The following is a 14,089-nucleotide window of genomic DNA, read 5'->3' as shown; positions in this document are numbered from 1 at the left end:
CTTCGGCAACATTAATTTAGGCTGTGCCCTTACTAGCCTTGACCTGACAAATTATTAATTCGGCAGCAACACATAGAGAAGGTTCTCATGTCAAACAACATTCGTATCGAAGAAGACCTGTTAGGAACACGTGAAGTCCCCGCAGACGCTTACTACGGAGTTCACACTCTGCGTGCGATTGAAAACTTCTACATCAGCAACAGCAAAATCAGCGATGTCCCCGAGTTCGTTCGCGGCATGGTGATGGTGAAAAAGGCCGCGGCGATGGCCAACAAAGAACTCAAAACCATCCCACGCAAAATCGCCGACGTGATCATCCAGGCCTGCGACGAGGTGTTGGATAAAGGCAAGTGCATGGATCAGTTCCCGGTGGACGTGTTCCAGGGCGGCGCAGGCACCTCGCTGAACATGAACACCAACGAAGTGCTGGCGAACATCGGCCTGGAGCTGATGGGCCATCAAAAAGGCGAATACCAGTACCTGAACCCGAACGATCACCTCAATAAGTGCCAGTCCACCAACGACGCCTACCCGACCGGGTTCCGCATCGCGGTGTACGCCTCCAACCAGAAACTGATCGACGCCATCAACCAGCTGCGTGAAGGCTTCGATCGCAAGGCGAAAGAGTTCGAAACCATCCTGAAAATGGGCCGCACCCAGCTGCAGGACGCAGTGCCGATGACCCTCGGCCAGGAATTCCACGCCTTCAGCGTGCTGCTGAACGAAGAGACCCGCAACCTGCACCGCACCGCGGAGCTGCTGCTGGAAGTTAACCTGGGCGCCACCGCCATCGGCACCGCGCTCAACACCCCGGAAGGCTATCAGCCGCTGGCGGTGCAAAAACTGGCGGAAGTCAGCGGCCTGCCGGTGGTACCGGCGGAAGACCTGATCGAAGCCACCTCCGACTGCGGCGCCTACGTGATGGTGCACAGCGCACTCAAACGCCTGGCGGTGAAACTGTCCAAAATCTGTAACGACCTGCGCCTGCTCTCCTCCGGCCCGCGCGCCGGCCTGAACGAAATCAACCTGCCGGAGCTGCAGGCGGGGTCGTCCATCATGCCGGCCAAAGTGAACCCGGTGGTGCCGGAAGTGGTCAATCAGGTGTGTTTCAAGGTGATTGGCAACGACACTTGCGTTACCATGGCGGCCGAAGCGGGCCAGCTGCAGCTGAACGTGATGGAGCCGGTGATCGGCCAGGCGATGTTCGAGTCGATCCACATCCTGACCAACGCCTGCTACAACCTGCTGGAAAAATGCATTAACGGCATCACCGCGAATAAAGAAGTCTGCGAACACTACGTCTTCAACTCGATCGGTATCGTCACCTATCTGAACCCGTTCATTGGCCACCACAACGGTGACATCGTCGGGAAGATCTGCGCCGAAACCGGCAAGAGCGTGCGCGAAGTGGTGCTGGAACGCGGCCTGCTGACCGAAGCCGAGCTGGATGACATCTTCTCCGTGGAGAACCTGATGCACCCGGCTTATAAAGCTAAACGCTATACGGATGAAAATGAACAATAACAGACCTACCCGGTAGCCCTGAAAGGCACGCTAAATCCTCTGGATAGCGTGCCTTTTTACTTTCCGGCGCCCACAAAATTTTAACGTTTGATTTTCAATTTCTCTCATTTTAAGGAGTAAACACTATGCTAGCCGTAGAATTGGTTATCGTTCTGCTGGCCATCTTTTTAGGGGCCAGGTTGGGCGGTATCGGTATCGGGTTCGCGGGGGGGTTGGGCGTTCTGGTCCTGGCGCTGATCGGCGTCAAGCCGGGCAGCATTCCCTTCGACGTGATTTCCATCATTATGGCGGTGATCGCAGCGATCTCCGCGATGCAGGTCGCCGGGGGGATGGATTATCTGGTGCAGCAGACCGAAAAGCTGCTGCGCAAGAACCCCAAGCACATCACCATTCTCGCCCCTATCGTCACCTACTTCCTGACCATCTTCGCCGGCACCGGCAACATCTCGCTCTCGGCGCTGCCGGTGATCGCCGAAGTGGCGAAAGAACAGGGCATCAAGCCTTGCCGCCCGCTGTCGACCGCCGTGGTGTCCGCCCAGATCGCCATCACCGCCTCGCCGATCTCCGCCGCGGTGGTGTACATGTCTTCGGTGATGGAAGGCCACGGCGTCAGCTACCTGCACCTGCTGATGGTGGTGATCCCGTCCACCTTCTGCGCCGTGCTGGTGATGTCGCTGCTGGTGACCTGGCTGTTCGACTCCAAGCTGTCTAACGACCCGGTGTACCTGAAACGCCTGGAAGAGGGTCTGATCACCCTGCGCGGCAACAACGCGCTGGCGATCAAACCGCGCGCCAAAACCTCGGTGCTGCTGTTCCTGCTGGGCGTGCTGTGCGTAGTGGCTTACGCCATCATCAACAGCCCGGGCCTGGGCCTGGTGGCCAAGCCGCTGATGAACACCACCAACGCCATCCTGATCATCATGCTGAGCGTCGCCACGCTGACCACCCTGCTGTGCCGCGTCGATACCGACATGGTGCTGAACTCCAGCACCTTCAAGGCCGGCATGAGCGCCTGTATCTGTATCCTCGGCGTCGCCTGGCTGGGCGATACCTTCGTGCAGGCCAACATCGACTGGATCAAAGAGACGGCCGGCAGCGTCATTCAGGCGCACCCGTGGCTACTGGCGGTGATCTTCTTCTTCTGCTCGGCGCTGCTGTACTCGCAGGCCGCCACCGCCAAGGCGCTGATGCCGATGGCGCTGGCGCTGAACGTGTCGCCGCTGACCGCCGTCGCCTCCTTCGCCGCCGTTTCCGGCCTGTTCATCCTGCCGACCTACCCGACGCTGGTCGCCGCGGTGCAGATGGACGACACCGGCACCACGCGCATCGGCCGCTTCGTGTTCAACCATCCGTTCTTCATTCCCGGCACCATGGGCGTGATCTTCGCGGTGGTATTCGGCTTCCTGCTCGGCAGCGTCATGCTGTAAGGCTTCGACCGGGGCTGCGGCCCCGGTTTTCCTTTTGGCGATAAACTCGCCTTCTAGCCAATCCGCCTTCAGGGTATAGTGCCCATTCGAATCGATGAGAGGGCTGAAGATGTCTGATTGCGAAGCTGTCGTCATACTCTGTACCGCACCCGATGAAGCCAGCGCCCAGGAACTGGCGGCGCGGGTCTTGGGCGATAAGCTGGCGGCCTGCGCCACGCTGCTGCCCGGCGCCACCTCGCTGTATTACTGGGAAGGGAAACTGGAACAGGAATACGAAGTGCAGATGCTGTTCAAAAGCGATCGCCGCCGTCAGCAAGCCCTGCTCGACACCCTGAAACAACATCACCCTTACCAGACGCCCGAGCTGCTGGTCTTGCCGGTGATGGCCGGAGATAAAGACTACCTGTTATGGATCAACGCTTCCTTAAACTGATTTTGCTGCTGTGCAGCCTGTGCTTCCTGCCGCAGGCGGCACAGGCTTCGCTGTTCGCGCCGAAGGGCGGCAGCCAGTTCGTGCCTGTCGATCAGGCCTTCACTTTCGATTTCAAACAGCAAGGCAACCAGGTAACGCTGAACTGGCAGATCCGCCCCGGCTACTACCTGTATCGTCAGCAGATCAAACTGGTGCCGCAGCAGGCGACGCTCGGCGCGTTTACCCTGCCCGAAGGACTGAGCCACAAGGATGAATTCTTCGGCGAAGTGGCGATTTTCAAACAGCAGCTGAATCTGCAGGTACCGCTGCAACAGGCGGCGGCCAACGCCAGCCTCAGCGTCACTTATCAGGGCTGCGCCGAGGCCGGCTTCTGCTATCCGCCGGAAACCCGAACCATCCCGCTGGACGCGGTCAGCGCAGCCGCGCCGCTCTCGGCCTCTGCGCCGGCTGAAGCCCCCGCCACACCGGCCAGCCTGCCGTTCTCGCCGCTGTGGGCATTGCTGATCGGCATCGGTATCGCCTTCACCCCGTGCGTACTGCCGATGTACCCGCTGATCTCCGGCATCATCCTCGGCCGCGACCGGCCGCAAAGCAGCGGCCGCATTCTGGCGCTGGCGGTGGTTTACGTGCAGGGCATGGCGCTCACCTACACCCTGCTGGGCTTGGTGGTGGCCGCCGCCGGATTGCAGTTCCAGGCGGCGCTGCAGCATCCTTACGTCCTGATTGGCCTGTCGGCGCTGTTCATCGCGCTGGCGCTGTCGATGTTCGGCCTCTATTCCCTGCAGTTACCCTCGGCGCTGCAAACCCGGCTGGCAAACTGGAGCAACACCCAGCGCGGCGGCTCACTGAACGGCGTGTTCCTGATGGGCGCCCTGGCCGGGCTGATCTGTTCCCCCTGCACCACCGCGCCACTCAGCGCCATCCTGCTGTATATCGCCCAGAGCGGTAATCTGTGGGCCGGCGGCGGCACGCTGTACCTGTACGCGCTGGGAATGGGCATTCCGCTGGTGATCGTCACCCTGTTCGGCAATCGCCTGCTGCCGCGCAGCGGCCCGTGGATGCAGTACGTGAAAGAGGCCTTCGGCTTCGTCATTCTGGCGCTGCCGGTGTTCCTGCTGGAGCGGGTGATCGGCGACCTGTGGGGCCTGCGCCTATGGAGCCTGCTCGGCCTGGCGTTCTTCAGCTGGGCCTTCGCCCTGAGCCTAAGAAGCGCACGCGGCTGGGCACGTGCCCTGCAATTGCTGTTGCTGGCGGCGGCGGTGATCGCCGCGCGGCCGCTGCAAGACTGGGCTTTCGGCACCGACCAGGCGCAGCAGGCGGCTCAACCGCATCTGGCCTTTACCCGCATCAACAACGTCGAACAGCTCGATCTCGTGCTGCAACAGGCGCGGGGCAAGCCGGTGATGCTGGATCTGTACGCCGACTGGTGCGTGGCCTGTAAAGAGTTCGAAAAATACACCTTCAGCGACGCCGCGGTGCAGGCAAGCCTGGCCAACGCGGTGCTGCTGCAGGCGGACGTCACCGCTAACAGCGCGGAACAGGCGGCGCTGCTGAAGCACCTGAAGGTGCTGGGGCTGCCGACGATCCTGTTCTTCGATCCGGCGGGCCAGGAACTGACAGCACAGCGGGTCACCGGTTTTATGAAGGCGGAAGCCTTCAACGCGCATTTGCAGAAAGTGATGTGATAAATAACACTGAGGTTCTGAACCGAAGAGGAGGAAGCACAAGTGCAACGTGAACACGTCCTTGATACCGCGCTGGGCCTGTTGGAACAACAGGGCCTGGCGACCGCCACATTAGAGATGCTGGCGGAAAAACTCGACGTTCAGCCCGGCGATCTCAAGCGGTTCTGGCCAGATCGCGAAGCGCTGCTGTACGACTGCCTGCGCTACCACGGCCAACAGATCGACACCTGGCGCCGCCAGCTGCTGCTGGACGAGAGCCTGAGCCCGCAGCAAAAGCTGCTGGCGCGCTATGACGTGCTGGCGGAATACGTGCAGCAAGACCGCTACCCCGGCTGCCTGTTTATCGCCGCCTGCAGCTTCTTCCCGGAAACGGATCATCCGATCCACCAACTGGCGGAGCAGCAAAAGCTGACCTCGCTGGAGCTGACCCGCGAACTGCTGCGCGACATGGATGCCGACGACGCCGACATGGTGGCGCAGCAAATGGAATTGATTCAGGAAGGCTGCCTGAGCAAACTGCTGGTAAAACGCCAGCTCCAGGACGTATCGGTCGCCAAACGGCTGGCGGAAGACATCTTGCAGGTGGCGCAGTGCCGCCGCAACGGGGCGTTAAGCTGAATCGGCAGGGTTGGCGGCACAGCCAACCCAAGGTGATAGCCAGAACAGGCGCATTTTTTGCGCCCTTTGCCTGAAAAGCCAGCAACCGGAGGCATTTTAACGTCTTTCACGCATAAAGCCATTGACGGCTTTCGGCCAATACGGTTTAATGCTGCGCGTTGCCCGGATAGCTCAGTCGGTAGAGCAGGGGATTGAAAATCCCCGTGTCCTTGGTTCGATTCCGAGTCCGGGCACCATATTCAGAAGAACCCGCCTATGGCGGGTTTTTCGCTTTCTGGGGTACGGACTCTCCATCGAACTGCGTTCGATTATTCGGTCTAAAGACCTCACCCTGCGGGCCAGCGCTGAAGCGCTGTTCAACGCGGCGCCAGCGCCGGTTGTCCGAGTCCGGTCGCCCTATTCAGAAGAACCCGCCTATGGCTGGGTTTTTGCTTTTCAGGAACAGGACTCTCCATCGAACTGCGTTCGATTATTCGGCCAAGGGCCTCACCCTGCGGGCCAGCGCTAAAGCGCTATTCAACACGGCACCAGCGCCGGTTGTCCGAGTCCGGTCGCCCTATTTAGAAGAACCCGCCTATGGCGGGTTTTTCGCTTTCTGGGGTACGGACTCTCCATCGAACTGCGTTCGATTATTCGGCCAAAGGCCTCACCCTGCGGGCCAGCGCTGAAGCGCTGTTCAACGCGGCGCCAGCGCCGGTTGTCCGAGTCCGGGCACCCTCTTTCGTTGAGGCGGATACTACTCTCTGGTAAAAAACGCTACGTCATACAATGCGTAGCAGCGTCAATGATGACGTCGCAATGCCAACCAACGGGAAGAATGGCCGAGTTCTTGAATAGATAGCTGCCTTTTCTTCATCCGCTGCGCATGTTTGTAGAATGAATAGATGCTTAAACACAACAAGAATATCGCGAAATAAAACAAATCCACTTAACCTTTCCCTTGGTGTAGATAATACCCCACGTAAATTACGTACAGCTACCATCACTGCCAACGATAATAATTCACCGAACTTATATTTTTAGTCGGAACAACAGGATATTTAATCAATAGCCACAAAAAAAGCAGGGAGGATAACCCTGCTTGTCATTTAAAAATCAATATTACTGGCATAGCGGCGAGTATTTTTTCATAAACGGCGATTCACAAATCGCATTCATGACTTCGCCTTTATCTTTTTCTTTAGGCTTGACGCCTGTGTTGGTATTGCCCGCACATTGCCCACCATTTTTCCCTTGACCATTGATGCATTGACCAAAATCGCTATTGCCGGCGCCGCTGGCGTTGCCATTATTGCCCTGCACGTTATGATTGCCGTTAAAACCGGCATGTGCATAAGATGCCATCATGATGCAAGCGCCAATAAGTAAAGCCGCTGTCTTTTTCATAACTTTCCCTTTTGCTATCTAACAAATGAATAAAACAAGAATTAACATTCTCCCGGTAAATGTTAATCAAAATAAGCTATCCTTTAGCGATATAAAGATAACAGATGGGAATAATTAAAATCATTCCCCATCACGGTTAGGAATACTCTGCCTCTGGAGATAGTAACCAATACATAAAGTCATGGCTGCGGTTTAACATCAGCTTACCCATTACCGAACGTTTATGGCTGTGCACCGTTTTAACGCTCACACCCATTATTCTGGCGGTTTGCGATTGATCCAACCCACGCCGCATATAGCCGATAACCTGCCGCTCACGGCGGGTCAGCGCCTGACCGGAAAAATGGCATACCGGGCCGGGATTGGCCAGGGCATCGGTCAGCAGCGTAAACAGGTATTGCTGATCGTCAGTGCGGTACAACACCCGGCTTGTACGCCTGGCGACAAGGGTCTGCCTTTCTTTAATGGTGACGACGTGTGCCCTTGAATAGGCAGCCCAGCATCGGGTGCGCCGGATCTGCGAGGTCAACACGATGTCAGGCCGCTCATCGCTGCCTGGCGGCAGGAAATGCGCGACTTTGTTATACTGCTGCGCATATTTCGCAATGCTTAACCGCAAGCCGGCGGCAAAATAGCGGTTTTCGTCATCAATCACAATATTGATTGGTTTCATTGTCTGAGCCTCCTGTAGGCCTATTTTCCCTTGTTTGCCAAACGAGAAACTATTCCTGAGAAACAGCCCGGTAGATTCTGCCTCCACCGTTATTCATTTTACGCAGCCTTCCGCTTAAAATACTTTCAGTGGAAGGGCCAAGAGTAACAGCGCCTAATGAAACGTATCGCTGATAATCACATTCCTAACGGGGTAACACATTCATAACGCCAGCACCCCATTAAAAAGAGGGGGCGGGCCGTTTAGTCACTGTTATATGATTTCTATTATCGCTACCACAGGCACAGAAAACGGGCCGGTATGTGACGTATTATTATTCCTGAGATCACCGTCGATAAAGATTTCTCTATTGCCGCCTGGCACTTTTATATAATCCTCGCCCACGCCGGTGATCAGGTCTCTAAACTTCAGGCTGGCGGTCATCCGCCCGTCCTGGCTTAACGACATGTTGGTGACATTGGAATTAAACTTAACGCGTAAGTAAGCCTCGCTGGCACAATTTATCTTGATGCTTCCCGTGGCCTGCCGGGCCGTAACGTCGCTGCTGAATGAGCCAAAGTCAACGATGGCGTTCGTGTCAAGAATATCGCAGCTGTTTGTCCTGGGTATCTCTGGGGAGCAGCCGAAAGGGCCACTCCATTTACCGTTAATTGACACACCGAAGCAGAGTCTAAGAGGCCAGTTGTTAATCTGATTTATATCTCTGGTCGAGTTCGTTCCATTGCGCCCTAAATACCTGACTAACGGCGCGAGCTCCCCCATGGTTTTGGCCGTTTTCGTGCTGGTCTTGCAATCCGCCGTGTTGCAGCTGCTGTTGGTCTCAACCAATGCCACACCTACACGTGGGGAGCTCGATAAGGTCATCACCACAGATAAATTGCAGTCTCTTTGCCCATAACAGGGGTTGGGTTCCTGCGAATCCGGTAAAATACGGAGAAACGTAAAAGAGAGGAAAGCATTGTAAGGGGTTATATACTCTATACGAGGAATAGCCTCAAAATTAGCGGAGCTGGCCACATTCGTGCCGCCGAAAAATACGATTAACACTAAAAAAATCTTTTTCATCTGGTTACCCTGCCGGCAAAATAGATTATCCGACCTCGCCAATGGCGAAAATATTCCGCCGGTTAAGTGCCGTCGGTGCGCCTCTTTCCACCGCGCTTATAATGCGGTGGCTTTAATTGCTGCCGCAACCCAGCACCGGAGCAGTGCAGCTTCGGTGCTGGGATAATGCTTTACTCATACATAGCGGTCATGGTAGCCGACGCGGTGAAAGCCCCCTCAGGTAAACCTGCGTTCTCTTTGCCGATAGGCACGGCGTAGAACTTAGGCGGATTATTCTGATCGGCAACCACCACCTTGGTGTTAGGCACATAGGTTTTATCCGCGTCCCCTTCTATGATACGCAACCCGAAATTAGCAAATTTCAGGATAGGTTGGGCCTGGATCGAGCTGTAATCCCCCCATGGGACGGTCGTATAGCCCAGCATCACCTTAAGCTGGCCGCTGCCTGGTGAACCGCCGCTACAGCTGACGGTGTAGGGGATCGGCATTTTCTTGTAGGCTTTACCATCAACCTTGGTGCCCACCACTTCCGCAAAATCAACGCTGATATCTTTATCCGTGTTGAGGACGCAGTCTGGCGCCTTCACCAGCGTACCGGTAAAGTTCACATTTATCGCCTGCGCCGCGCCGCTGGCCAGCAACCCCATGCAGGCCAAGGCAGCCAACCCTGGAATATATTTCATCTTCATCTCCTTATTGAACCTCGACTAATAATGTGGCGGAACTGGAAAAGTTCCCGCCACTCAACCTGGCGCCGCCGCGCTTGACCGGTACGGCATAGAGCAGTGGATAATTGGGATAAAAAAAGTTATGCCACTCGTTCAGCTTCAGCTGCTGGCCATTTTCGAACAGCAGCTTGATCGCCAAATCTTCCTTCTCGCGGGTGCGCAGCAAACCGACGCCAAAATTTGAGTTCTCGCCCTGCAATGACACTTTCATATTTCCGTTCGAGCCGGAGGTATCGCCGCTGCAGCTCACGCTATAGGGGATCTTTTTCTTGCCGTAGTTAACGCCGTCAATGTCTGCGATATTCAGTTCGCCGAAGGGCACATCGATGTCATTGCCGCCGTTGATTTCACACTTTGGTTTCGCGAGCACTTCGCCTTTCACCGTGACATTCACCGTCGCAGCCTGCGCCAGCTGGCCAAAACTCAGCACCGCCAGCAGCGTGAGCGCCGAAGCGGCAGCGGTGCTGGCCGCCAGCGCGCAGCCCAGAAGGAGATATTCACCGCCAATGGCCAGCGTACGTCGCCCTGTATCGCCCATACCGTCCACCTCAGTCATAGTTCAGCCGGAAATCGATCGCCGCGCGGTAGGCGCCCGCCAACAGCGGCGCACGCGTGCGCTCCGCCATCACATAAAACTGCAGCCCGTTATCGCCCAGCGCCAGCAGCTGCGGCCGGCTGCGGCTGCCCAGCCGCACATCGCGGTTATCCGCATCCAACAGCCGCAGCCCCAGGCCTTCGGCGCCCTGCACCTGCACCAGCTGCGGGTTATCCGCATCGGCCGGGGCGGTGAAGCTCACCGTGACCGCCGGCTGGTAGGCATCCCACAGCCGGTAACCGAGGCGAGTGTCTCTGATGGCCGCCCCCATGCGCGTGCAGTCACGCAACCGCAGTTGGAAGGCCACCGGCTGCGTGCGGTTGCCGGGCACTGCCAGGCTGCTCGTGGTGGTTTCACCCAGCCAGATATCCTGGTGGGCCGAAGACATCTCCAGCCGGCAGGCGCCTTCGGTCAGCGCGCCATGCACAAACAACATGCCGTGGTTACCAGGCTCTGCCCGGCTCCCCTGGCTCGTCAGCAAAACCAGCGCCAATAACGCCGCCTGGCCTGCCCGTCGGGTTAAAGCGCCTCTCTCCTGGCTGTTGCAGCCGCTATCGATTCTTTGCATGAGTTTCCCTGCCGCTTCAACTGATGGAGCGCCGCTGCCGGCGCCGATTATCCTTGCTTCTCAGGCACCACCTGACAATCGCCGGCGCCACACTTGAAGGTCAGATCCGGGCGGCCGCCGTAGTCATTGATATAAGTCAGCACCGGTGCATTGCCCAGGCCAGTGGCGCCTAACATGACGCTACCTTTCGGCGGCACCATCAGCGGTTCAAAACCGGCGGCAGTTTTACCGCTCTTGCTGCTGCGGGCATCAACCAGCGTGATGTAATACGGGGTCGGGTTATTGGCCTTAAAGCCCGCACCCTGGCGGGTCAGCGTCAGCTGTTCTTGCCACGGGCTGTACGCGGCGTTTTTGTTCGGCACGATCGCCGCCGGGCGGTAAAACAGCTTGATGCGGGTCTGCAGCGCGATCTGCAGCGTGTTGGCCTTGGTGCTCTTCGGCGGGATCTCGCGCAGGTTGAAGTAGAACAGGCTCTCGCGATCCTGCGGCAGTGCCTTGGTGGCCGGCAGCGCCTGCACCTTGACCTGGCTTTGTGCGCCCGGCTCCACCCGCTGCACCGGCGGCAACACGATCAGCGGGCTGTTGATTTTTTCACCCTGCTCATTCTCCAGCCAGCCCTGGGCCAGATAAGGCAGCTGGGTGTTTTTATTGGTGATGTTCATGCTGGCCGAGTTATCGCCGCCGTTTAAAATCACGCGGGTGCGATCCAGCGCGATGGCGGCCTGCGCCTGGCCGCTCAGCAAGGTGGTGGTCAGCAGGCCGGCTACCGACAGCGTTTTTACAGTGTTGTTTCGCATAATAAGCTTCCATTTGGTCAAAAATTGCATTTACGGGTTTTCCGGGGCATCTGCCTGGCCTTCACTGCCTGCGGCCACGCGCCGGCACGGCAGCAGCAGATCGCTCAGAGCGACATCCGTGCGCAACGCCGGCAGATCGATTTCACATTGCGCCTTCCCTTCCCAATGCACCGTCATTTGTTCACCGGCGCGGATACCGCTGAGGTAAACGCTGCCGCCGTCATTCACAATCCCGGTTTGCTGCCTGCGGCGGTTGAACACCTCGGCGCCAAACGGCGGCGTGCTGCCGTCCGCCAGGCGGATCACCGCCATGGCTTTCTGGCCGGAAATCACGTTGAAGCGCCGGTAGCCAATCGCCCCTTCGGTGAGCGTCGCCTGCACCACCGACTGCGTCGCTTCAGCCTCGTCCGATAAGTTGGTCAGATCGATGCTCGCCCGGCTGCGGTAAAAGTTGCCGACGTCCGTCACCACCGCTTTGCCAAACATGTTGGTGCGGCTCGTGGCGCCATAGCCGCGTACCGGTACCCCGGCCACGCCATCGGTGTCCAACAGCAGACGGGTGCCACCAAAGTTCCCACTGCGGTGCAGCGCCGCCCCCTGGGCGGTCAGCGTGGCGCCCCCTTGCAGACTCATGCCTAACGAGGAATACTGGCCGCTCTGATAACTCACGTTGGTATCGATACGCGCCGCGTCGCCGTCGTGGCTGTAAAACGCGCTGGCGGATTCACCGCTGCGCGAGGTGCCGGCGGTCAACTGGTAGTTGTTGTGTTCATCCAGCCGTTGGTAGTAACCCACCCGCTGGTTGTTATTGTTACGGTTCCACGAGCTGCTGTAGCTGAGGTTGGCATCCCCTCCCCACGGCACCGTCAGGCTCAGATACATACCGTCGTCGTTGGTCCCTCTGGACTTATTGCGATAGGCCGAGAGTGAGGCGCTCAGATTTTTCCACGCTCCCAGGTTGAAATAGCGCGACAGCGCCAGGCTGTAGCGTTCGTCGGTCGGCTTATCCCAGTAAGTCTGGTGGTCGTAGTTGAGATAGGTACTGATCCCCAGATCGCGGAACTGTTTGTTGAACGTAATGGTGTACATTTCCCGGCTTTTGCCGTTCCGCAGGCCGTGATAGCGCGCGTCCAGGTATTCGCTCATGGTCATAAAATTTTCTTCCGAGAAGCGATAACCGGCGAAGGTGATTTGGCTGTCGTATTCATCAAAGCTTTTCGAATAGCTCAAGCGGTACGAGCCGCCTTTTTTGGTGCCGTCGTCGATCGGCAATCTGGCCCGCGAATACGTGGTATCAAACGACAGCGCGCCGAGCACCAACAGATCGCGCCCCAGCCCCAGCGACAGCGCGTTATAATCGCCACCGGCGATGGCCCCGCCGAACAGCGACCAACCATTGCTGATCCCCCAGGAGAATTCACTAGCGGCGAAGGTTGGCCCTTGCACCTGGTGCTCCCAGTTCGACGGTCGGCCGCCGGCAAACTTGAAGCGCACCATGCCGGGGCGCGTCAGGTAAGGAATGCTGGCGGTGTCCACCTGAAACTGCTGCACGCTGCCGTCTTGTTCCTCAACCTTGACGTCCAGCTTGCCCATCACCGAATCGCTCAGATCCTGGATGCGGAACGGCCCGGCGGCGACCTGCGCCTCATACAGCACGCGGCCCTGCTGACTGATGGTGACTTTGGCGTTGGTTTTGGCGATGCCGGTCACCTCTGGCGCATAGCCGCGCAGGTTAGGCGGCAGCATGTTGTCGTCCGACATCAGGCTGAAGCCGGTAAAGCGGAAGCTGTCGAACAGGTTGCTCTGCAGCGAATCCTCCCCCAGCGCCAGGCGCGCGCCCCACTGCGGCAACGCGCGGAAAGCGTAATAGCGGCTCCAGTCAAACGTTCTCTGGCTCGATTCCCCTGAGCCGGTCTGGTGATTGAGGCTGGTCTGCCAGTCGGCCCGCAGCCGCCAGGCGCCCAGGTTGGCACCCACTGCACCGTTGCCGCCCAGGCGCTGCGTCTGGCCGCCACCGTTGCGGTTCTTCTGCACCTGGCCGTTCAGGTTATAGTCCAGCAGCAGGCCGGGAATGCCGTTATCCCAGCGCGCCGGCGGATCCCAATCCGGTGTGGAGTACTCTAAATAGGCCTGGGGAATGTTCAGATACAACGCCGACACCGCCAGATCGCCCCTGGCCTCAATGCCCTTGAGGCTGGTCAGATCCAAGCACTGCTCGTTATGCCACCAGCGCAGCTGCTTGAGAAACTCGGTTTTAAGGCCCAGTTTTTCAACCAGCTGCGGCGAGACGCAGGCCGCACTGTCATCGGGATCGTTTTCCGGCGGATAAAAAGCCACCGGCTGCTCATCCAATGACTGCTTGTTCACCAATACCGTCATGCTGTACTTGCCCGGCATAATGTAGGCGCCTTTGGAAAAGCGGCCGAGATCGATATTTTTACGATCGTTGATATCCAGGATGTCGGTGTTGAACTGAATTGCATCATCCGCCCGCCCCTGAAAGGCCAGGCTGCAGAGAGCCAGAGAAATACATATCCCTAATAAACTTAACGGGAGTGCCCCCGATTTAAATTTTCTCGCATCCATGATC

Annotated in this window: 13 protein-coding genes and 1 tRNA gene; 6 read left to right on the top strand and 8 right to left on the bottom strand. The window is 57.8% G+C overall.

What is annotated here, in order from left to right; genetic code table 11:
- Nucleotides 1-87: 87 nt before the first annotated feature.
- The 6 genes from aspA (at nt 88) to ACJ8IL_RS23085 (ending at nt 5,923) form a co-directional block, all read left to right on the top strand.
- Nucleotides 88-1,524: an aspartate ammonia-lyase gene (aspA, locus tag ACJ8IL_RS23110; protein ID WP_004929659.1), complete on the top strand. Its 1,437-nt coding sequence runs from the start codon at nt 88-90 to the stop codon at nt 1,522-1,524.
- 125 nt (nt 1,525-1,649) lie between these two features.
- On the top strand, nt 1,650-2,951 hold the full coding sequence (locus ACJ8IL_RS23105) for an anaerobic C4-dicarboxylate transporter (RefSeq protein WP_016929379.1): 1,302 nt from the start codon (nt 1,650-1,652) through the stop codon (nt 2,949-2,951).
- Between the two features lie 109 nt (nt 2,952-3,060).
- The gene (cutA, locus tag ACJ8IL_RS23100) at nt 3,061-3,384 is read left to right on the top strand and encodes a divalent cation tolerance protein CutA (RefSeq protein WP_004929657.1); all 324 of its coding nucleotides are present in this window, start codon (nt 3,061-3,063) and stop codon (nt 3,382-3,384) included.
- Entirely contained in the window at nt 3,360-5,069 is a 1,710-nt protein-coding gene (locus ACJ8IL_RS23095; protein ID WP_164068746.1) for a protein-disulfide reductase DsbD, read from the top strand. The genes cutA and ACJ8IL_RS23095 overlap by 25 nt, the downstream gene beginning before the upstream one ends.
- Nucleotides 5,070-5,111: 42 nt before the next feature.
- Nucleotides 5,112-5,687: a division control transcriptional repressor DicD gene (gene dicD / locus ACJ8IL_RS23090; RefSeq protein ID WP_004929655.1), complete on the top strand. Its 576-nt coding sequence runs from the start codon at nt 5,112-5,114 to the stop codon at nt 5,685-5,687.
- Between the two features lie 160 nt (nt 5,688-5,847).
- Nucleotides 5,848-5,923: transfer RNA gene (locus tag ACJ8IL_RS23085), tRNA-Phe, on the top strand.
- A gap of 865 nt (nt 5,924-6,788) precedes the next feature.
- On the opposite strand, the gene ACJ8IL_RS23080 is transcribed toward ACJ8IL_RS23085, so the two are convergent.
- The 8 genes from ACJ8IL_RS23080 to ACJ8IL_RS23045 form a co-directional block, all read right to left on the bottom strand.
- Entirely contained in the window at nt 6,789-7,073 is a 285-nt protein-coding gene (locus ACJ8IL_RS23080) for a hypothetical protein (protein WP_043143788.1), read from the bottom strand.
- 136 nt (nt 7,074-7,209) lie between these two features.
- Entirely contained in the window at nt 7,210-7,746 is a 537-nt protein-coding gene (locus tag ACJ8IL_RS23075; protein WP_060433953.1) for a helix-turn-helix transcriptional regulator, read from the bottom strand.
- A 252-nt stretch (nt 7,747-7,998) separates the two neighbouring features.
- Entirely contained in the window at nt 7,999-8,811 is an 813-nt protein-coding gene (locus ACJ8IL_RS23070; protein ID WP_164068724.1) for a hypothetical protein, read from the bottom strand.
- A gap of 170 nt (nt 8,812-8,981) precedes the next feature.
- Complete coding sequence (locus ACJ8IL_RS23065) at nt 8,982-9,494, bottom strand: fimbrial protein (protein ID WP_197770563.1); 513 nt, start codon at nt 9,492-9,494, stop codon at nt 8,982-8,984.
- Nucleotides 9,495-9,504: 10 nt separating this feature from the next.
- Nucleotides 9,505-10,077, bottom strand: coding sequence for a fimbrial protein (locus ACJ8IL_RS23060; protein ID WP_173890585.1), 573 nt, complete (start codon nt 10,075-10,077; stop codon nt 9,505-9,507).
- A gap of 10 nt (nt 10,078-10,087) precedes the next feature.
- Nucleotides 10,088-10,702, bottom strand: coding sequence for a fimbrial protein (locus ACJ8IL_RS23055; protein ID WP_197811763.1), 615 nt, complete (start codon nt 10,700-10,702; stop codon nt 10,088-10,090).
- Nucleotides 10,703-10,749: 47 nt separating this feature from the next.
- Nucleotides 10,750-11,499 (bottom strand): fimbria/pilus periplasmic chaperone, encoded by a 750-nt coding sequence (locus ACJ8IL_RS23050; RefSeq protein ID WP_147823585.1) that lies wholly within the window; start codon nt 11,497-11,499, stop codon nt 10,750-10,752.
- 30 nt (nt 11,500-11,529) lie between these two features.
- Nucleotides 11,530-14,085, bottom strand: a complete 2,556-nt coding sequence (locus tag ACJ8IL_RS23045) for an outer membrane usher protein (protein ID WP_173890587.1) — start codon at nt 14,083-14,085, stop codon at nt 11,530-11,532.
- Nucleotides 14,086-14,089 lie beyond the last annotated feature (4 nt).

The organism is Serratia sp. CY47444 (assembly GCF_052168635.1).
GTDB lineage: Bacteria > Pseudomonadota > Gammaproteobacteria > Enterobacterales > Enterobacteriaceae > Serratia > Serratia bockelmannii.
This window is presented reverse-complemented; position numbering and strand designations above follow the sequence as displayed.